This window comes from Streptomyces fulvoviolaceus (assembly GCF_000718165.1).
GTDB classification, from domain to species: Bacteria; Actinomycetota; Actinomycetes; order Streptomycetales; family Streptomycetaceae; genus Streptomyces; species Streptomyces fulvoviolaceus.
In genome coordinates, this window is sequence record NZ_JOEY01000009.1 from 16,543 (window position 1) to 36,172 (window position 19,630).

At 69.4% G+C, this 19,630-nt stretch carries 17 protein-coding genes; 10 read left to right on the forward strand and 7 right to left on the reverse strand.

Annotated features, from left to right (window positions below; genetic code table 11):
* Positions 1-50: 50 nt before the first annotated feature.
* Positions 51-1,175, forward strand: a complete 1,125-nt coding sequence (disA, locus tag IG08_RS0111180) for a DNA integrity scanning diadenylate cyclase DisA (RefSeq protein ID WP_030599575.1) — start codon at positions 51-53, stop codon at positions 1,173-1,175.
* Between the two features lie 103 nt (positions 1,176-1,278).
* Here the strand turns inward: disA and IG08_RS0111185 are convergent, their stop codons facing one another.
* Positions 1,279-2,121: a hypothetical protein gene (locus IG08_RS0111185; RefSeq protein ID WP_078655545.1), complete on the reverse strand. Its 843-nt coding sequence runs from the start codon at positions 2,119-2,121 to the stop codon at positions 1,279-1,281.
* A gap of 184 nt (positions 2,122-2,305) precedes the next feature.
* Between IG08_RS0111185 and IG08_RS0111190 the strand changes: the two genes are divergently transcribed.
* The 5 genes from IG08_RS0111190 to cseC all read left to right on the forward strand — a co-directional run bounded on the left by IG08_RS0111190 (position 2,306) and on the right by cseC (position 6,871).
* Entirely contained in the window at positions 2,306-3,235 is a 930-nt protein-coding gene (locus IG08_RS0111190; protein WP_030599579.1) for an HhH-GPD family protein, read from the forward strand.
* A gap of 250 nt (positions 3,236-3,485) precedes the next feature.
* A complete protein-coding gene (locus IG08_RS0111195) occupies positions 3,486-4,025 on the forward strand; it encodes a SigE family RNA polymerase sigma factor (RefSeq protein ID WP_030599582.1) in 540 nt (179 codons plus the stop codon).
* 101 nt (positions 4,026-4,126) lie between these two features.
* Positions 4,127-4,735 (forward strand): hypothetical protein, encoded by a 609-nt coding sequence (locus tag IG08_RS0111200; RefSeq protein ID WP_030599584.1) that lies wholly within the window; start codon positions 4,127-4,129, stop codon positions 4,733-4,735.
* A 79-nt stretch (positions 4,736-4,814) separates the two neighbouring features.
* Entirely contained in the window at positions 4,815-5,519 is a 705-nt protein-coding gene (gene cseB, locus IG08_RS0111205) for a two-component system response regulator CseB (protein WP_030599585.1), read from the forward strand.
* A 17-nt stretch (positions 5,520-5,536) separates the two neighbouring features.
* Positions 5,537-6,871 carry a two-component system sensor histidine kinase CseC gene (gene cseC / locus IG08_RS0111210; RefSeq protein WP_030599587.1) on the forward strand — a complete coding sequence of 445 codons (1,335 nt, stop codon included), beginning with the start codon at positions 5,537-5,539 and terminating at the stop codon, positions 6,869-6,871.
* Between the two features lie 40 nt (positions 6,872-6,911).
* Here cseC and IG08_RS0111215 read toward each other — a convergent pair whose 3' ends face one another.
* The 3 genes from IG08_RS0111215 to IG08_RS0111225 all read right to left on the reverse strand — a co-directional run bounded on the left by IG08_RS0111215 (position 6,912) and on the right by IG08_RS0111225 (position 9,758).
* A complete protein-coding gene (locus IG08_RS0111215) occupies positions 6,912-7,358 on the reverse strand; it encodes a VOC family protein (RefSeq protein ID WP_030599588.1) in 447 nt (148 codons plus the stop codon).
* A 60-nt stretch (positions 7,359-7,418) separates the two neighbouring features.
* Positions 7,419-7,850, reverse strand: a complete 432-nt coding sequence (locus tag IG08_RS54075) for a helix-turn-helix transcriptional regulator (RefSeq protein WP_078655559.1) — start codon at positions 7,848-7,850, stop codon at positions 7,419-7,421.
* A 294-nt stretch (positions 7,851-8,144) separates the two neighbouring features.
* Positions 8,145-9,758, reverse strand: coding sequence for an MDR family MFS transporter (locus IG08_RS0111225; protein ID WP_030599589.1), 1,614 nt, complete (start codon positions 9,756-9,758; stop codon positions 8,145-8,147).
* A 169-nt stretch (positions 9,759-9,927) separates the two neighbouring features.
* Here IG08_RS0111225 and IG08_RS0111230 point away from each other — a divergent pair, with 169 nt between their 5' ends.
* Complete coding sequence (locus IG08_RS0111230) at positions 9,928-10,524, forward strand: TetR/AcrR family transcriptional regulator (RefSeq protein ID WP_030599593.1); 597 nt, start codon at positions 9,928-9,930, stop codon at positions 10,522-10,524.
* A gap of 8 nt (positions 10,525-10,532) precedes the next feature.
* On the opposite strand, the gene IG08_RS0111235 is transcribed toward IG08_RS0111230, so the two are convergent.
* Positions 10,533-11,132, reverse strand: coding sequence for a M23 family metallopeptidase (locus IG08_RS0111235; protein ID WP_030599595.1), 600 nt, complete (start codon positions 11,130-11,132; stop codon positions 10,533-10,535).
* Between the two features lie 373 nt (positions 11,133-11,505).
* Here IG08_RS0111235 and IG08_RS0111240 point away from each other — a divergent pair, with 373 nt between their 5' ends.
* Together IG08_RS0111240 and IG08_RS0111245 are read left to right on the forward strand one after the other, a co-directional pair.
* Positions 11,506-14,625, forward strand: a complete 3,120-nt coding sequence (locus IG08_RS0111240) for an NACHT domain-containing protein (protein ID WP_030599597.1) — start codon at positions 11,506-11,508, stop codon at positions 14,623-14,625.
* Between the two features lie 115 nt (positions 14,626-14,740).
* A complete protein-coding gene (locus tag IG08_RS0111245; RefSeq protein ID WP_030599598.1) occupies positions 14,741-15,373 on the forward strand; it encodes an HAD family acid phosphatase in 633 nt (210 codons plus the stop codon).
* A 69-nt stretch (positions 15,374-15,442) separates the two neighbouring features.
* On the opposite strand, the gene IG08_RS0111250 is transcribed toward IG08_RS0111245, so the two are convergent.
* A complete protein-coding gene (locus IG08_RS0111250; RefSeq protein WP_030599600.1) occupies positions 15,443-17,968 on the reverse strand; it encodes an ATP-dependent Clp protease ATP-binding subunit in 2,526 nt (841 codons plus the stop codon).
* Positions 17,969-18,398: 430 nt separating this feature from the next.
* Between IG08_RS0111250 and IG08_RS0111255 the strand changes: the two genes are divergently transcribed.
* Positions 18,399-19,043 (forward strand): SCO3374 family protein, encoded by a 645-nt coding sequence (locus tag IG08_RS0111255; RefSeq protein WP_043454000.1) that lies wholly within the window; start codon positions 18,399-18,401, stop codon positions 19,041-19,043.
* A 16-nt stretch (positions 19,044-19,059) separates the two neighbouring features.
* Here IG08_RS0111255 and IG08_RS0111260 read toward each other — a convergent pair whose 3' ends face one another.
* On the reverse strand, positions 19,060-19,395 hold the full coding sequence (locus IG08_RS0111260) for a histone-like nucleoid-structuring protein Lsr2 (RefSeq protein WP_030599604.1): 336 nt from the start codon (positions 19,393-19,395) through the stop codon (positions 19,060-19,062).
* Positions 19,396-19,630: the final 235 nt, after the last annotated feature.

The following is a 19,630-nucleotide window of genomic DNA, read 5'->3' on the forward strand; positions in this document are numbered from 1 at the left end:
ACAACGTGTGCGGACGGGAGCGACTCAGAACCTGCGACCGGAGGAGTGCAGTGGCAGCCAACGACCGGGCAGCAGCTCCCGGAAAGTCCGGTGGGAGCTCCGGTGCCGATGGCCTGATGCGCGCCTCACTGAGCGCCGTGGCACCCGGCACGGCCCTGCGCGACGGCCTCGAACGGATTCTCCGCGGCAACACGGGCGGGCTCATCGTGCTCGGCTCCGACAAGACCGTCGAGACGATGTGCACGGGCGGTTTCGTCCTGGATGTCGAGTTCACGGCGACGCGCCTGCGTGAGCTGTGCAAGCTCGACGGCGGCATCGTGGTCTCCTCGGACCTGTCGAAGATCCTGCGGGCCGGCGTCCAGCTGGTCCCGGACCCGATGATCCCGACGGAGGAGACCGGCACCCGGCACCGTACGGCGGACCGGGTGAGCAAGCAGGTCGGCTTCCCCGTCGTCTCCGTCTCCCAGTCCATGCGGCTGATCGCGCTGTACGTCGACGGCCAGCGCCGCGTCCTGGAGGACTCGGCGGCGATCCTGTCCCGGGCCAACCAGGCGCTGGCGACCCTGGAGCGGTACAAGCTCCGGCTGGACGAGGTCGCGGGCACGCTGTCGGCACTGGAGATCGAGGACCTGGTGACGGTCCGGGACGTCTCGGCGGTCGCCCAGCGACTGGAGATGGTCCGCAGCATCGCCACGGAGATCGCCGAGTACGTGGTCGAGCTCGGCACGGACGGCCGCCTTCTGGCCCTGCAGCTGGACGAGTTGATCGCCGGCGTGGAGCCCGAGCGCGAGCTCGTCGTACGGGACTACGTCCCCGAGCCCACCGCGAAACGCTCCCGCACGGTCGAGGAGGCCCTCTCCGAGCTGGACGCGCTCACCCACGCCGAGCTCCTCGAACTGCCCACGGTGGCAAGGGCGTTGGGCTACACCGGCTCCCCCGAGGCGCTCGACTCCGCGGTGTCCCCGCGGGGCTTCCGACTGCTGGCGAAGGTGCCACGGCTGCCCGGCGCGATCATCGACCGCCTCGTGGAGCACTTCGGCGGCCTGCAGAAACTCCTCGCCGCGAGTGTGGACGACCTGCAGACGGTTGACGGAGTGGGCGAGGCAAGGGCACGGAGCGTACGGGAGGGCCTGTCGAGGCTGGCGGAGAGCTCAATTCTGGAACGCTACGTCTAGCGCCCCTTCAGGGGCGCGGGGCTGTGTCATTGGCGGCTCCGCCGCGTGGGCGCGACCAGCCCCCATGGCGCCACAGCCAACCAACGACCGATAGCGGCACTTCCTAGTCGTTCTCCAACACGAACGAAGCCTGCGCCGTGGCGTACCCCGGCGTCTTCACCTCGACCAGGTACGTCCCGGCCCCGGCCGACCCCGCCGGAGGCGTGGCGCACTGCGGAGCACTCGGCTTGCGGTCCCACTTCACGGTGTACGTGATGCTGCTGCCGGCAGCCGCCCGGAACACCAGACTCCCGGAGACGGAAGGACAGTCCGCGGACGACCAGTACGCGTCCCCCGCACCGGCCTGAGTGATCGTCAACACCGCGTTCTTCGGGCCGAGATCGACCTTGCAGTCGCTGCCGGAGGAGTTCGTCGCGGTCAGCAGCAGGGCGGGCGTCTCGTCGGGACCGTACGCGTTGTTGCGGCTGGTCACGGTCAACTTCACGGCGCTCGCAGTGCAGTTGGGCAGCGTGGAGCCCGCCGGAACGGTGTCGTCCCTGCCGACCCCGCCGCCCGAGCCGCCACCTGCGGCACCCGAACCGTCCGCCGCACCGGAGCTGCCGGAGCCCGAGCTCGAACCCGAGCCGGAGGAGGAACCGGAGCCGCCACCCGTACCGGTGTCACCCGTCCCCGTCCCGCTGGAGTCCCCGCCGCCGGTCGACTCGTCGCGTCCGCCCGGGGCTTGACTGATCGCGGGCCCGGAGCCGGACGGCCCCGGTGTGATCGTCGAGGGGGAGGGGTTCTTGTCGTTGGACCCGTCGGCGCCGTTGTTGCCGCCTCCGCCGCCCGAGCCGACGATCCATGCGATCAGCAGCGCCAACACCGCGAACACGGACAGCATGACGGCCCTCCGTCGCCAGTAGATGGAGGAGGGAAGCGGCCCGACCGGATTGCGCAGAGATCCCACGGCGCAAACTGTACGAGAGATCGGCGACTTCGCCGCCCCCACCCGCCGCCAGGGGTCACAACTTTTCCGGATCATCATTCCGGAAACAGCCGTTCCACGGCTTTGGCGAATACGCAGGTTCCGTACCCCCTCGGGGTGGCGGTCCGCCCGAGCGGGCGCCTGCGCATGGGAGGATCGAGGGGCCATGACTGCGCCCACGAAGCCCCCGCACAGCACCGACAGCCCCGTCGTCAGCGCCTCCGGTGAGCCGCTGCACTCGCCCGTCATCGACTGGTTCGACGAGCACGCCCGTGATCTGCCCTGGCGGCGACCGGAAGCCGGACCGTGGGGGGTGATGGTCAGCGAGTTCATGCTGCAGCAGACACCGGTGAACCGGGTCCTGCCGGTCTACGAGCAGTGGCTGGCCCGCTGGCCACGCCCCGCCGACCTGGCGGCGGAGGCACCCGGCGAGGCCGTACGCGCCTGGGGCCGGCTCGGCTATCCGCGGCGCGCGCTGCGGCTGCACGGAGCAGCGGTGGCCATAACGGAGCGGCACGGCGGTGACGTACCGCCGGATCACGCGCAGTTGCTCGCACTGCCCGGGATCGGTGAGTACACGGCCGCCGCGGTGGCCTCGTTCGCGTACGGGCAGCGGCACGCCGTGCTGGACACCAACGTCCGGCGGGTGTTCGCGCGGGCCGTGACCGGTGCGCAGTACCCGCCGAACGCCACCACCGCCGCCGAACGCAAGCTGGCCCGGGCGCTGTTGCCCGAGGACGAGGGAACGGCCGCCCGCTGGGCCGCCGCCTCCATGGAGCTCGGCGCGCTGGTCTGCACGGCCAAGAACGAGACGTGCCACCGCTGTCCGATCGCCGCGCAGTGTGCCTGGCGGCTGGCGGGCAAGCCCGAGCACGACGGGCCGCCGCGGCGCGGTCAGACGTACGCCGGCACGGACCGCCAGGTTCGCGGCAAGCTGCTCGCCGTACTGCGCGAGGCCCACGCGCCCGTGCCGCAGGCGGCTCTCGACCGGGTGTGGCACGAGCCGGTGCAGCGCGCGAGGGCGCTGGACGGGCTGGTGGCGGACGGGTTGGTGGAGCCACTGACCGGTGGTTTGTATCGGCTTCCGTTGACGTAACCCGGGCTTCTGTTGCCGTAGCCAATACCCCAAATCAGCCCATACAGACGCCATTCGGTCCGCCGGTTTCCCCCTTTCCTCTCTCCGTTACACAACCGACGGACAGCCGAGTGCCAGCCGCGCGCTGCCTCGCACAGCCCCGTGACAACGGCTCCGTAGCTTCATTTGCATGCCCGGCGGAACCGGGACGACGGAGAACGGACGACGGCCGAGGGGCCGGGCGGACCACGGGGATCAGGAGGCGGTCGACATGGCGCAGAGCGAGGTGCTCGAGTTCGAGGAGTACGTCCGCACCCGGCAGGACGCGTTGCTGCGCAGCGCACGCCGCCTGGTCCCGGACCCTGTCGACGCGCAGGACCTGCTCCAGACGGCGCTCGTACGGACGTACGGCCGTTGGGAGACCATCGAGGACAAGCGGCTGGCGGACGCCTACCTGCGCCGGGTGATGATCAACACGCGGACCGAGTGGTGGCGGGCCCGGAAGCTCGACGAGGTCCCCACCGAGCAGCTTCCGGACTGCTCGGTCGACGACTCCACCGAGCAGTCCGCGGACCGCGCCCTGCTGATGGACGTCATGAAGGTGCTCGCCCCCAAGCAGCGCAGCGTGGTTGTGCTGCGACACTGGGAGCAGATGTCCACGGAGGAGACGGCCGCCGCCCTCGGCATGTCGGCCGGTACGGTCAAGAGCACGCTGCACCGGGCGCTCGCCCGGCTCCGCGAGGAGCTGGAGGCCCGCGACCTGGACGCACGCGCGCTGGAGCGTGAGGAGCGGGAGCGTTGCGCGGCCTAGCCACCAGGGCCAGGGACGCCGGGCGCACGGGCGAGGACTCCGACTCCGTCGGGCCCGCCCCGCCCGGCTCCGGTGCGGCCCGCGGGACCTTTCAGGCGGCGATCACGGCAGCGGCCGTGCTCGCCGCCCTCACCCTTTTCGTCTCCGCCTGCGCCACCGGCGGCACCGGCACCCGCGACGAGGGGCCGGCACACGCCGAGGCGGTGGCGGGGGCCGGCGCCTCGCCCTCGGACGCGCCGTCCGCCATGGCCTCGCCCCGGCTCGACCGGGACACCGCGGTCGACATCCTCAAGTCGGACCCGAAGGTCTCGGACGCGGTCAAGCGCGACCTGAAGCCCTGCGGCGCCGACCAGTACCCGGTCGACCTGTTCTACGGCAGCCTGACCGGAGGAACGGCCGACGACGTCGTCATCAACGTGGTGACCTGCGCCGATCTCGTCGGCGTCGGCTCGTACGTCTATCGCGAGGTGGACGGTTCGTACCAGAATGTCTTCCAGGCCGAGGAACCTCCCGTCTACGCCGACATAGACCGCGGCGACCTGGTGGTGACCAAGCAGGTGTACGAGAAGGGCGACCCGGTGTCGAGCCCGTCCGGCGAGAGTGTGATCACATACCGCTGGACCTCGGGAAAGTTCGCCGCGGTGTACCGGATGCGCAGCGACTACAGCAACGTCGGCGGCGGGGACGCCTCGCCGGTTCCGGACAGCTGACCGCACCGCGTGAACCGATCGGGCCGCCCCGACCGATCCCCTGGCAACAGCAGCGACAACGACGACTGAGAGCAGCCGGATGGCAGACCAGACCCACGTCCTGTTCGTCGAGGACGACGACGTCATCCGCGAGGCCACCCAACTCGCCCTGGAGCGGGACGGCTTCGCGGTCACCGCCATGCCCGACGGGCTGTCCGGCCTGGAGGCGTTCCGCGCGAACCGCCCCGACATCGCCCTGCTGGACGTCATGGTCCCGGGCCTCGACGGGGTCAGCCTGTGCCGCCGTATCCGCGACGAGTCCACCGTGCCGGTGATCATGCTGTCGGCGCGCGCCGACTCGATCGACGTGGTGCTGGGCCTGGAGGCGGGCGCCGACGACTACGTGACCAAGCCCTTCGACGGTGCCGTCCTGGTCGCCCGCATCCGCGCGGTGCTGCGCCGCTTCGGGCACGCGGGCGGCGGGGACCGGTCCGAGGAGACGGCCGCGTCCGCCGCCGGCGGGGTGCTGACCTTCGGCGAGCTGGAGATCGACACCGAGGGCATGGAGGTGCGCCGGGCCGGGCAGCCGGTGGGGCTCACCCCCACCGAGATGCGGCTGCTCCTCGAGTTCTCCTCCGCGCCGGGGACGGTGCTCTCGCGGGACAAGCTCCTGGAGCGCGTGTGGGACTACGGCTGGGGCGGGGACACCCGCGTCGTCGACGTCCATGTGCAGCGGCTGCGTACGAAGATCGGCCAGGACCGGATCGAGACGGTCCGCGGTTTCGGCTACAAGTTGAAGGCCTGAGCAGGGGTATCTGGGGTATGCGGGGGATCCGTCGGCGCCCGGTTCTGGAGCGCATGGGCATGCGTACGGGGCTGAGGTGGAAGCTCAGCGCGGCGATCGCACTGGTCGGCGCGCTCGTGGCGATCGCGCTCAGCCTGGTCGTGCACAACGCCGCCCGGGTGTCGATGCTGGACAACGCGCGCGATCTCGCCGTCGAGCGGATAGGGATCGCCCAGCGCAACTACGAGCTGGCCAACAAGCCGAACTTCCCCAACATCGACGTCGACGACCCGCACCTGCCGCCCGCGCTGCGGGAGAAGGTCGAGGAGGGCCGCCTGGCGACGTTCGTCTCCGACCGGGCCGACCGCGGGCCGGACATCTGGGCCGCCGTACCGGTCAAGGGCGGGCATGTGCTGTCCCTGCACACCGGGTTCACCGACCGCAGCACCGACATCCTCAAGGACCTCGACCAGGCCCTGGTGATCGGCTCCATCGCGGTCGTCCTCGGCGGCAGCGCGCTCGGCGTGCTCATCGGCGGCCAGCTGTCGCGCCGGCTGCGCAAGGCGGCGGCCGCCGCGAACCAGGTCGCCAAGGGCGAGTCGGACGTGCGGGTGCGGGACGCGATCGGCGGTGTCGTACGGGACGAGACCGACGACCTGGCGCGTGCGGTGGACGCCATGGCGGACGCGCTGCAGCAGCGGCTGGACGCGGAGCGCCGGGTGACGGCGGACATCGCGCACGAGTTGCGTACGCCGGTGACGGGGCTGCTGACGGCGGCCGAACTGCTCCCGCCCGGCCGGCCGACGGAACTGGTGCTGGACCGGGCGAAGGCCATGCGCACGCTCGTCGAGGACGTCCTGGAGGTCGCCCGCCTCGACGGGGCCTCCGAGCGGGCCGAGCTGCAGGACATCCTGCTGGGCGAGTTCGTGGCCCGGCGGGTGGCGGCGAAGGACCCGGAGATCGAGGTGCGGGTGGTGCACGAGTCGGAGGTCACGACCGACCCGCGGCGCCTGGAGCGGGTGCTGTTCAACCTCCTCGCCAACGCGGCACGGCACGGCAAGCCGCCCATCCAGGTCACCGTCGAGGGCCGGGTCATCCGGGTCCGCGACCACGGCCCCGGCTTCCCCCGGGACCTCCTCGCCGACGGCCCGAGCCGCTTCCGCACGGGCAGCGCCGACCGGGCGGGCCATGGCCACGGGCTCGGCCTGACCATCGCGGCGGGGCAGGCACGGGTGCTGGGCGCGCGGCTGACCTTCCGGAACGTACGGCCGGCGGGCGCGCCGGAGGCTGTCCCGGCGGAGGGGGCGGTGGCGGTTCTGTGGCTGCCGGAGCACGCGCCGACGGCCACCGGGAGCTATCCGATGCTGCCGTAGCCGCCTTGGTGGCCTTGGTGGCCTTGGTGGCCTTGGTGGCTCAGCAGGACCAGTCCTGGTCCATGTCGAGTCCGCCCTCGCGGGGCTGGGTGAAGGAGAACCAGTTCCCGGAGTCGTCGCGGAAGAGCGCCTCCGTGCCGTAGGGGCGCTCCTGCGGCTCCTGCAGGAACTCGACGCCGCGGTCCTTGAGCTTCTTGTAGTCGCCGTGGATGTCGTCGGTGGTCAGGACGCCCGCGCCGAGCGCCCCCTTGGCCACCAGCTTCCTGATCATCTCGGCGGACTCGGGGTCCATCGCCGCCGCGCCCGGCACCATCAGCGTGAGCTCGACGTCGGGCTGGTCCGGGGAGCCGACGGTGAGCCAGCGCATCCCGCCCTCACCCATCGTCATGTCCGTACGGACCTCCAGGCCCAGTTTCTCGGTGTAGAACTCCTTGGCCCGGTCCTGGTCGAGAACCCAGACGGTCGAGATCTTGAGTCCCTTGATCACGGTGTGCTCCTGTGGGTGGGGTCGGTTCCGCTTGCCCTGTCACCGTAGGCAGCGGTGCCGTCAGCCCGCTTCTCCGGAATTGCGCTCTGTACGGCCCGGGCCGCTGCGGAACCCGCCCACCCAGAGCATGGCGTAGCACCCGGGTATGAGGGCGGCCCCGCGCCCCACGTGCTTCGTCCGGTACTCGCTGGGTGTCAGGCCCGTCCATGCCTTGAACCGGGTCGAGAACGTGCCCAGGCTGCTGAAGCCGACCAGGTGGCAGATCTCGGTGACCGAGAGGTCGGCGGTCCGCAGCAGGTCCTCCGCCCGGTCGATACGGCGGTGGGTGAGGTACTGGCCCGGCGTCTCGCCGTAGGCCTCGCGGAACGCCCGGATGAAGTGGTACCGCGAGTAGCCCGCGTGCGCGGCCACCGCGTCCAGATCGAGCTCCGGGTCGGACCAGTCACGATCCATGGCGTCCTTGGCCAGCCGCAACTGCCGCGTCTTGTCCATACGACCGATGGTGGCACGGGGCACTGACACGGGCGCCGGTGCGATGTTTTCGCCCCCGCCGCCCCTACCCGTCCCATCCTTCTGGGGCTCCGCCCCAGACCCCGCTCCTCAAACGCCGGAGGGGCTGAGTTTTTCAGCCCGTCCGGCGTTTGAGGACGAGGCCGTTCAGGCCGACAGAGGGGGTCTGGGGGCGCAGCCCCCAGGGACGGGACGGGTAGGGGCGGCGGGGGCGAGCTAACACGACGAAGACCCCCGGGGCGGACACCAGCCGGGGGCCTTCAGCTCATCGCGAGGTCAGACGGTCTCGACCACCGGCGCCGGAGCCGGAGCGTCGTCCTTCGCACCCTCTGCCTTCGGCCCCGCGCCCTTCAGCGGAACCTCCTTCACGAACACGGCCGCCACCAGCGCGACCACCGCGACGACGGCTCCCAGCAGGAAGGCCGAGTGCGTACCCGCGGACACCGCGTGCTGGTACGCCTCCCGCGCCGCCTCCGGCAGCTTCGCCAGACTCGCCGCGTCCAGCTGCGCCGACTGCTCGGTGACCTTCGAGCCCAGCGCACCGGCCCGCTCGGTCATGACGTCCTGGACCCGGTTGTTGAACAGGGCGCCCATGATGGCGACACCGAAGGAGGAGCCGAGCGTACGGAACAGGGTGGTCGACGAGGACGCGACGCCCATGTCCTTCATCTCGACGCTGTTCTGCGCGACCAGCATGGTGATCTGCATCAGGCAGCCCATGCCGAGCCCGACGACCGCCATGAACACACCGGAGGTGAAGCGCGAGGTCCCGGTGTCCATCGTGGACAACAGGTACAGCCCGACGACCATCAGGGCGCTGCCGACGACCGGGAAGACGTAGTACCGGCCGGTGTTCGTGGTCACCCGGCCCGCGACCATCGAGGTCACCAGCATCGCGCCGAGCATCGGCAGGAGCAGCAGCCCGGAGTTGGTCGCGGACGCGCCCTGCACCGACTGCTGGTACAGCGGCAGGAAGAGCGTCGCACCGAACATCACGAAGCCGGTGATGAAGCCGATGACCGACATCAGCGTGAAGTTGCGGCTGCGGAAGATGTGCAGCGGCACGATCGGCTCGGCGGCCCTGGTCTGCCAGAACACGAAGCCGATGAGCGAGGCCACGCCGATCCCGATGAGCTCCATGATCCGCGCGGACGACCAGGCGTACTCCGTACCGCCCCAGGTGGTGACGAGGACGATGGAGGTGATGCCGACGGTCAGCAGCACGACACCGAGGTAGTCGATGCCCGCCTTGGACCGCTTCCTCGGCAGGTGCAGTACGACACTGATCGCGGCCAGCGCGATCACGCCGAGCGGCAGGTTGATGTAGAAGGACCAGCGCCAGCCCCAGTTGTCGGTGATGGTGCCGCCGACCAGCGGGCCGCCGATCATCGCGAGCGCCATGACGCCGGCCATCATGCCCTGGTACTTGCCACGCTCCCGCGGCGGAATCAGGTCACCGATGATCGCCATGACGCCGACCATCAGACCGCCGGCGCCGAGGCCCTGGATCGCCCGGAACCCGATCAGCTCGCCCATGTTCTGGGCCATGCCGCTGAGCGCGGAGCCGATCAGGAAGATCACGATCGACGTCATGAAGGCGCCCTTGCGCCCGTACATGTCGCCGAGCTTGCCCCAGATCGGGGTGGAGGCCGCGGTCGCGAGGGTGTACGCCGTCACCACCCACGACAGGTGCTCGAGTCCGCCGAGGTCGCCCACGATCGTCGGCATCGCGGTGCCCACGATCATGTTGTCGAGCATCGCGAGCATCATGGTGATCATGAGCGCGAGCAGCACGACCCGTACGCTCTTCGGCTGCTTGTCCGGCTGTGTGTCCGGCTGTTCGTCCGGCTGTTCGTCCGGCTCGGTCTCGACTGTCCGTGTGTCCGCCATCGTTCCCACTCCCCTGGGTCCTTCTGGTTACTTCCCCCCGGCCGACTACTTACTTGCCGACCGGCTAGCTGACTACACTGGGGAAGGTAGACCCGTAACTAGCCGGGCGTCAAGTAAGTTTTCTAGTCGGTCGGCAAGTAAGTTTTCAGGGAACCCGAGGAGCGCGAGGATGGGCGGCACCATGGACGGCACCAAGCAGCAGCGCCGCGGCAACACCCGCCAGCGCATCCAGGACGTCGCACTCGAACTCTTCGCCGAGCAGGGGTACGAGAAGACCTCGCTCCGCGAGATCGCCGAGAGCCTCGACGTCACCAAGGCGGCTCTGTACTACCACTTCAAGACCAAGGAAGAGATCCTCGTCAGCATCTTCGACGACCTGACGCAGCCGATCCTCGACCTGACCGAGTGGGGCAAGCAGCAGCCGCACACGCTGGAGACGAAGCAGGAGATCGTACGGCGTTACAGCGCGATCCTGGCCGGCGCGGCGCCGCTGTTCCGCTTCATGCAGGAGAACCAGGCGGCGGTCCGGGAACTGCGCGTCGGTGAGACCTTCAAGGACCGCATGCAGGGCCTGCGCGAGATCATCATGGACCCGGACGCGGCCCTGGTCGACCAGATCCGTTGCGTCAGCGCGATCTTCACTCTGCACGCCGGGATGTTCTTCATCCAGGACCTGGACGCCACTCCCGAGGAGAAGCGCAAGGCGGTCCTGGAGGTCGCGACGGACCTGGTGACCCAGGCGCACGAGGGCACGAAGACCCCCTGAGAGCCGCGCTAGAGGGTCACGCCCTTGGAGCGCAGGAAGGCGACCGGGTCGATGGCCGAGCCGTAGTTCGCGGTCGTACGGATCTCGAAGTGCAGGTGCGGGCCGCTGGAGTTGCCGGTGTTGCCGGACAGGGCGATGCGCTGGCCGGTGGTGACGACCTGGCCGACCTTCACCTGGATGCGCGAGAGGTGGGCGTACTGCGAGTAGGTGCCGTTGCCGTGCTTGATGACGATGGCGTTGCCGTACGCGGACCCGTCACCGGCGCCGCTGGAACCGGCCTTGACCACGGTGCCGCCGTGCGCGGCGAAGACCTGCGTGCCGCTGGCGACAGCGAAGTCCTGCCCGCTGTGCGTGGAGTTCCACATGCTGCCGGACTGGGCGAAGCTCGCGCTGAGCGTGTACTTCTTCACGGGGTCGACCCAGGAGGCGGCCTTCTTGGCGGCGACCGTGGACTTGGCCGCCGGGGCTGCCGAGGTCACTGAGGTGCCGGCCGCGGCCGCGACCCCTGACCCCAGTACGACCGACGCGCCCAGCCCGACGGCCAGCACGGTCGCGCGGGTGCGGAGCAGGGACGTACGGGAAGAGCGGGACGAGACACGCTGGAGCATCGGAACCTCATGGGGACGGGGACGGAGAAACCACCCGGCACACAGGTGGCCGCCGGATGGAGCACCCCTTGGTACCCCCGAGGACCACAGGTACCAAAACCTGTGAACTACGACGGAAGCTAGTACTTCATCCCAAAACTTCACCCTCCTTGACAGAGACCCCATCAGGGATGAATCCACCCAGAACGGCGAAACCGATCCAGGGGTTCCGAACCAAAAGTCCTTTTTGCCCTTTCGGGCCTTTCCACTACTCCGCCTAGTACCGGACAAATCGCCTGTGCGGCATGTCACCGGCCGCCAAGATCGAGGGACCCGGGAATGTGACCGGGGCTACGCTGCTGCCCTGGACGGACGACTCAGGGGGAGAGCGCCCATGGATCCGGCGACCATCGGCGTCAAGCTGGCCTCGGCCGCGGTCACTCCCCTGATCAGGAAACTCTTCGTCCCCGAACTCCCCGGCGCGGGCTTGGTGGACAAACCCATCCGCATTGCCGCCTACGTCTCCCTCAAAGGCGAAACCCGCACGCTCGACAAACCGGCGCTCCACAAACTCTCCGCCGCCCTGGTCCGCCAGTCCTTGAAAACAGGCGAGCGCCCCATACCCCCCGACGAGGAACAGGCCGTCACCCACGCCCTGGCCGACACCCTCCACGCCCTCGGCGACCTCACCATGACGGACGTCCAGGCGGTCGAGCTCGGCCACGCGTTCCTCGCCGCCACCCTCCGCACGGCGAGCGGCAATCCGGACCGCGACCTCTCGCTGGACGCAGGCCTGTTCTACGGCCGTCTCCTGCACACGGCCTGTCTGCACATCGTCCACTTCTTCACCCAGCGCTCCACCTTCGTCGCCCGCACACTCGTCGAACAGACCCGCCGCCAGAGCGAACTCATCGCCAAAGTGGACGAGTTGATCGCCCGCACACCCCCACCCGACGGCACCGACCCCGCCTTCGAACAGCGCTACCTCTCCTACGTCACCACCAAGCACAGCCACCTGACCATCTACGGCATCGACCTGGTCGACTCCCCCGACCGCTGGCCCCTGGACGCCGCCTACCTCAGCCTCCAGGCCCTGGGTCCCGCCGAGGACGACCACGCGAGCGGCCCCGACGGGCCGACCATCGCCGCCGCGACCGCGCTGCCCGCCGAACAGGCCCTCGCCGAGCACGACTTGGTGCTGCTGCGCGGCGTGGCCGGCTCCGGCAAGACGACCCTCGTGCAGTGGCTCGCGGTGACGGCGGCCAGGGGCGAGCGAGGCGACCGCATCCCGTTCGTCCTCCCGCTGCGCACCCTCGTCCGGCGCTCCGACGGCCTCCCCGCCCCCGACGCCTTCCTCGAAGCCGTACGCGTCCCCTTCCACGCCACCCAACCGCCCGGCTGGGCGGACCGCGTCCTCACCGCCCGCCGCGGCCTGCTCCTCATCGACGGCATCGACGAGATCCCCGAGCGGGAACGCGAACGCACCCGCCGCTGGCTGCGCGACCTGCTGGACGTCTATCCCGGCAACCAGTGGCTGGTCACCTCACGCCCCTCCGCCGTACGGGAGGACTGGCTCACCCCCGACGGCTTCACGGAACTCGCCCTCACGCCCATGAGCCGGGACGACGTGGCCGCATTCATCGCCCGCTGGCACACGGCGGCCCGGATCGACGCACCCGATCCGGACCTCCTCGACAGCTACCGGCGCTCCCTCCTCGACGCCGTCCAGACCAAGCCCGACCTCGGTCGGCTCGCCACCAACCCCCTGATGTGCGGCCTGATCTGCGCCCTGCACCGCGACCGCCGCGGCTATCTCCCGCACGGGCGCCAGGAGTTGTACGACGCCGCCCTTTCGATGCTGCTAGCCCGCCGGGACGAGGAGCGGGACATGTTTCCCCAGGGGGACGGCGACGGTGTCCAGCTCACCGAACTCCCCCAGATCCAGCTGCTCCAGCGCCTCGCCTACTGGCTGATCCGCAACAACCAGTCGGAGATGGACCGCGAGCGCGCCGAACGCATCGTCACCGACGTCCTGCCGTCCCTCCCGGCCGCGGCGGCCCAGGGCAACGCGGAGGTGATCCTGCGCCACCTCCTCGTCCGCAGCGGCCTGCTCCGCGAACCCACCGTCGGCACGGTCGAGTTCGTCCACCGCACCTTCCAGGACTACCTGGGCGCGAAGGCGGCGGTGGAGGACGGGGACCTCGGGCTGCTGGTACGGGGCGCCGCCGCGGACGAGCAGTGGGCGGACGTGTTCCGCATGGCGGTGGCGCATGCGCGGCCGCGGGAGAGGGCGGAGCTGCTGAGTGACCTCACCGAGGCGGCCCGGCACCTGTCCGGCCCGGCGGCCACCCGCGTACGGCTCCTCGCCCTGGCCTCACTGGAACACGCGACGCAGCTCGATCCGGGGGTACGGGCGGCCGTGGAGCAGAACGCGGCGGCGCTGATTCCGCCCCGGACGACGGAGGAGGCCCGCGCGCTGGCCTCGGCCGGCCCGCTCGCGCTGGAGCTGCTGCCGGGGCCGGAGGTGTTGAGCGACGCGGAGGCGCGGGCGGTGGTCATCGCCGCGTCGCTCATCGGGACGGATGCGGCGCTGCCGGTGCTCGCCCGGTTCCGGACCCATACGGCCCTGGACGTGCGGGCCCAGCTCACCTGGACCTGGCACCGGTTCCCGGCGCGACGGTACGCCGAGCAGGTCGTCGCCCACCTGCGCGAGGACGGCCTCTTCTTCACCGCCCACTCGACGGAACACCTGCGCATCCTGGACGAACTCGGCGGCAGGCAGCGCCTCCAGCTGGTCGGCGACGCGGACCCGTCCCGGCTCGACCCCGACGCGGTGACCGACCTCGTCCTCCGTGACGGCAAGGGGATGTGGGACCTGAGCTGTCTCTCGCCCCTGCGCCGGCTCACCTATCTGGAGATCATCAGGTGTCCGCAGGTGGACGACCTCACCCCGCTCGCCCACCTCCCTCTGCACCGGCTCTGCCTGGATCTCACGCCCGGCCTGGAACGGCCGGGAGCCCTGTCCGTGTTCTCCGGTTCGACGTCCCTGGAGCATCTCGAACTCGGTCCGGCCCTGCAGGCCGACTCCCTCGACGGAGCCATCCCCACAGACCTGCCCCTGCGCCATCTGCGCTTCTCCAAAGGCGCGCTCACCCACACCGGCCTACGCGGCCTGCATCGTTTCCGGTCACTCAGCGAACTGAGCCTGGCCACCGATGTCGCCACTCCACTGTCTCCCGAGGACTACGAGGAGATCGCCCGCGTCCCCCGGCTCAAGAGACTGCGCCTCAACTGGCAGGTCACCGGCTGGAACGGCCCACCGCTGCCCGGCATCACCACCCTGCGCCTCAACAACTTCACAGGCACCGAGGACATTTCGAGCATCCCGGCCCTGTTCCCCAACCTCCACACGATGCGGATCGTCCTCGCCCCGGACACCTTCGAGGTACCGGAGCACATCCTCGCCCAACTCCCCGTCACCCCCACCGCGTCCAAGGTGTACGCCGTGGTGTGACGCACATCTCTGGCCACTTACCCTCCAGTAACCCTACGGTTCCCCTCGCGCCACCCTCACCAACAAACATGCACGCGACAACTCCATGTGCAGGACGTGAGAGGAACCCCCACAGATGACCACACGACGCCCCTGGGCGCGCCGCGCAGCCATCACCGCCGTCTCCGCGACCGCCCTCGTGGCACTGGCCGTCCCCGCCGAGGCCGCGACGACGACCACGAGCACCTCCACGACCGCCACGGCCGCAGCCGAAGACGTCGACTACGACACCTGGCAGACGGACTGCCAGGCGGTGATGGACCAGGCCCTGCCCTACCTGAAGCAGCGCATAGCGAACACGACGCCGGGCGAGAAGCAGGCGATCGTCTTCGACATCGACAACACCACCCTGGAGACCGACTTCGGCTTCAGCTACCCGCAGCCGGCCAACGCCCCGGTCCTCGAAGTCGCCGAGTACGCCCAGGAGCACGGCGTCTCCCTGTTCTTCGTGACGGCCCGCCCCGGCATCATCTACTCGGTGACCGACTACAACCTCGAGCACGTCGGCTACCAGGTCTCCGGCCTCTACGTCCGCAGCCTCGTCGACCTCTTCAAGGACGTCGCCGCGTACAAGACCGCCCAGCGCGTCGACATCGAGAACGACGGCTACACGATCATCGCGAACATCGGCAACAGCGCCACCGACCTGTCGGGCGGCCACGCCGAGAAGACCTACAAGCTCCCGGACTACGACGGCCAGCTGTCGTAACCGCCCGCGGGCATACGAAAGGGGCCGGTGCTCGAAAGCACCGGCCCCTTTCCGACGTAGCCCTGAGGCTTACGCCTCCTTGCTCAGGTTCGGCCCGGCACCGCCGGCCGCCTGCTCGATCGGCGGGACGTCGGGCAGTGCCGACTTCTCCTCACCGCGGAAGGTGAAGGTCTTGGCCTCGCCCTCGCCCTCCGTGTCCACGACCACGATGTGACCGGGGCGCAGCTCGCCGAAGAGGATCTTCTCCGAGAGCGTGTCCTCGATCTCGCGCTGGATGGTGCGACGCAGCGGACGCGCACCCAGCACCGGGTCGTAACCCTTCTTGGACAGCAGCTCCTTGGCGGCCTGGGAGAGCTCGATGCCCATGTCCCGGTCCTTGAGCCGCTCGTCCACCTTGCCGACCATCAGGTCAACGATCTTGAGGATGTCGTCCTGGGTCAGCTGCGGGAAGACGACCACGTCGTCGACGCGGTTGAGGAACTCGGGGCGGAAGTGCTGCTTGAGCTCGTCCGAGACCTTGTTCTTCATGCGCTCGTAGTTCGACTTCTTGTCGCCCGAGGCCGCGAAGCCCAGGTTGAAGCCCTTGGAGATGTCCCGGGTGCCGAGGTTGGTCGTCATGATGATGACCGTGTTCTTGAAGTCCACGACCCGGCCCTGGGAGTCGGTCAGACGACCGTCCTCCAGGATCTGCAGCAGCGAGTTGAAGATGTCCGGGTGGGCCTTCTCGACCTCGTCGAAGAGAACGACGGAGAACGGCTTGCGACGGACCTTCTCGGTCAGCTGGCCGCCCTCTTCGTAGCCCACGTAGCCGGGGGGCGAGCCGAAGAGACGCGAGACCGTGTGCTTCTCGCTGAACTCCGACATGTCGAGGGAGATCAGCGCGTCCTCGTCACCGAAGAGGAACTCGGCGAGCGCCTTGGACAGCTCGGTCTTACCGACACCGGACGGGCCGGCGAAGATGAACGAACCACCGGGACGCTTCGGGTCCTTCAGACCGGCGCGCGTACGACGGATCGCCTTCGACAGCGCCTTGACGGCGTCGACCTGGCCGATGACCCGCTTGTGGAGCTCGTCCTCCATGCGCAGCAGACGCGAGGACTCCTCCTCGGTGAGCTTGAAGACCGGGATGCCGGTGGCGGTCGCGAGGACCTCGGCGATCAGCTCGCCGTCGACCTCGGCGACGACGTCCATGTCGCCGGCCTTCCACTCCTTCTCCCGCTTGGCCTTGGCGGCCAGGAGCTGCTTCTCCTTGTCGCGGAGGGAGGCGGCCTTCTCGAAGTCCTGCGAGTCGATCGCGGACTCCTTGTCCCGGCGGACACCGGCGATCTTCTCGTCGAACTCGCGGAGGTCCGGCGGCGCGGTCATCCGGCGGATGCGCATCCGGGAACCGGCCTCGTCGATCAGGTCGATCGCCTTGTCCGGCAGGAAGCGGTCCGAGATGTACCGGTCGGCCAGGGTGGCGGCCTGGACCAGCGCCTCGTCCGTGATGGAGACACGGTGGTGGGCCTCGTACCGGTCACGGAGACCCTTGAGGATCTCGATCGTGTGCGGCAGGGACGGCTCCGCGACCTGGATCGGCTGGAAGCGGCGCTCGAGGGCCGCGTCCTTCTCCAGGTGCTTGCGGTACTCGTCCAGGGTGGTCGCACCGATGGTCTGCAGCTCACCACGGGCCAGCATCGGCTTCAGGATCGAAGCGGCGTCGATGGCGCCCTCGGCGGCACCCGCACCGACCAGCGTGTGCAGCTCGTCGATGAACAGGATGATGTCGCCGCGGGTGCGGATCTCCTTGAGGACCTTCTTCAGGCGCTCCTCGAAGTCACCGCGGTAGCGGGAGCCGGCGACCAGCGCGCCGAGGTCAAGCGTGTAGAGGTGCTTGTCCTTCAGCGTCTCGGGCACCTCGCCCTTGACGATCGCCTGAGCCAGTCCTTCGACAACCGCCGTCTTACCGACGCCGGGCTCACCGATCAGGACCGGGTTGTTCTTGGTACGGCGGGACAGCACCTGCATGACCCGCTCGATCTCCTTCTCGCGCCCGATGACCGGGTCGAGCTTGGACTCACGAGCGGCCTGGGTGAGGTTCCGGCCGAACTGGTCGAGGACCAGGGACGTCGAGGGGGTGCCCTCGGCAGGGCCGCCGGCAGTGGCGGTCTCCTTGCCCTGGTAGCCGGAGAGCAGCTGGATGACCTGCTGCCGCACCCGGTTGAGATCGGCGCCCAGCTTGACCAGGACCTGGGCGGCGACACCCTCGCCCTCACGGATCAGGCCGAGCAGGATGTGCTCCGTGCCGATGTAGTTGTGGCCCAGCTGAAGAGCCTCGCGGAGCGACAGCTCCAGGACCTTCTTGGCACGGGGGGTGAAGGGGATGTGCCCGGACGGGGCCTGCTGCCCCTGCCCGATGATCTCCTCCACCTGCTGGCGGACCGCCTCGAGCGAAATCCCGAGGCTCTCAAGGGCCTTGGCGGCGACACCCTCACCCTCGTGGATCAGGCCCAGGAGGATGTGCTCGGTGCCGATGTAGTTGTGGTTGAGCATCCGGGCTTCTTCCTGAGCCAGGACGACAACCCGCCGCGCGCGGTCGGTGAACCTCTCGAACATCGTTAATCGCTCCTCAGAGCGGTCAGGCAGTGGGGGGAACTTCCCCTCCCTGTCCTTCCGCAGCTTAGTCCCGCAAGCGGGGACCGCTCATTCCAACTGCCGACACCGTCCTTGGCCTCCTGACCCCGAACGCCGACATCTGCTCCAACCCGATGGTGCGAGACGATGTTCCCGCAGGCCAGGCAGTTACCCCCACCATCAGTACGCCGATGGCGAACGTGAGACGGCCTTTCCTGCGTGTCGCCCCCTCTCACTAGGGATGTCTTACCCGCTCGGACGGACACTCCATGCCGCGCGCACCGGTTCGCTCCGCTATGGGCGAACAACCTTGCGCCTCCCCGCACCCCCGCACGCCCCCTCTTTCAGCACTCTGCGCATTTACCGGACCACCCAGCGTAACCCGCAGGCCCTTCCGGTGGTTGCACTTGGCATGGTTGGCAGCCTCCCCCCGGTCACACGCCCTCCGCTCGCCACAGACCTCACCACCGTCCCGCTCCCCCGCCGGCCGCTCGAGGCGAGCGATCCGGCCGATCCGGCCGATTCGGGGGATTCCGGCGAATCGGTCCGCCGCTGGTATGAGAACGAACTGGGCTGGGCGACAGTGCCCGCCCAGCCGGGAAGGCTCGACATTCCGGTACGGCTGCGGGTGGGCCTGCGCTTCGACGTCCTGGACGTGCCGGCCGAGGCGGGCCGCGCCGCGCTGCGTCATCTGGCGCCGGGCTCTCCGGTGGCCGTGGAGGGCGACCGGATGCGGCTGCTGATGGCCGCGGGCGGCGCGGAGGAGCTGCCGGGGGTGCTGGACTGGCTGGAGTGGGGCGCGCTGGCGCTCGATCTGCTCGCGATCGGCGAGGGCGGACTCATGGACGCGCCGCTTCCGCCGGGCCGCCAGGGGACCCTGCAGGGGGCCGCCGTATGGCTGCGGCCCCCCGAGCCTGGGTGCGAGGTCGAGGCCTCGCTGCCGACGGTGTCGGCCGTGGGGGGCGGTGGGGGCGCCCCCGATCTCGTACGCGTGCTGAACACGGTGGCAACGCACTGCCACCGGCTGCGACTGCGGCGCGCATGCGCACAGCCATAGACCTTTGCCCCGTCGATCAGGCGTGGGCCTCTTCGTAAAGCTTGCGAATGTTCGCCGGAACACGGCCGCGGTCATTGACCTCGTGACCGTTTTCCTTGGCCCAGGCACGGATCTGAGCGGTGTCCTGGCTGCCGCCGGAAGCGGCACGCGCCTTTCCGCGTCCACCCGAAGCACGACCTCCGGTACGACGGCCGCCCTTCACGTACGCGTCGAGAAGGCCACGGAGCTTGTCCGCATTGGCAGTCGTGAGATCGATCTCGTACGTCTTGCCGTCCAGCGCGAACGTGACAGTCTCGTCCGCCTCGCCGCCGTCGAGGTCGTCGACAAGAAGGACCTGAACCTTCTGTGCCACCGGATTTCCTTTCATCCAATACTTGAGGGCCTGGGGTCTGCGGCATCCGCCGTTTCGCCGTCCCCTGTTATATGCAGTACTGCAGTACGTCGGAAAGCAAACCGCTTTTGCTGAGAAAACACAAACCCCTAGGGGAGACCGACAGGGCTCCCGCCGACCGGAAACATGCGCGTTTCGGACATAGGGAACCTGGGCAGGGGCGCGCCGTCGAATACCGCGGATCCGCCGGATCCTT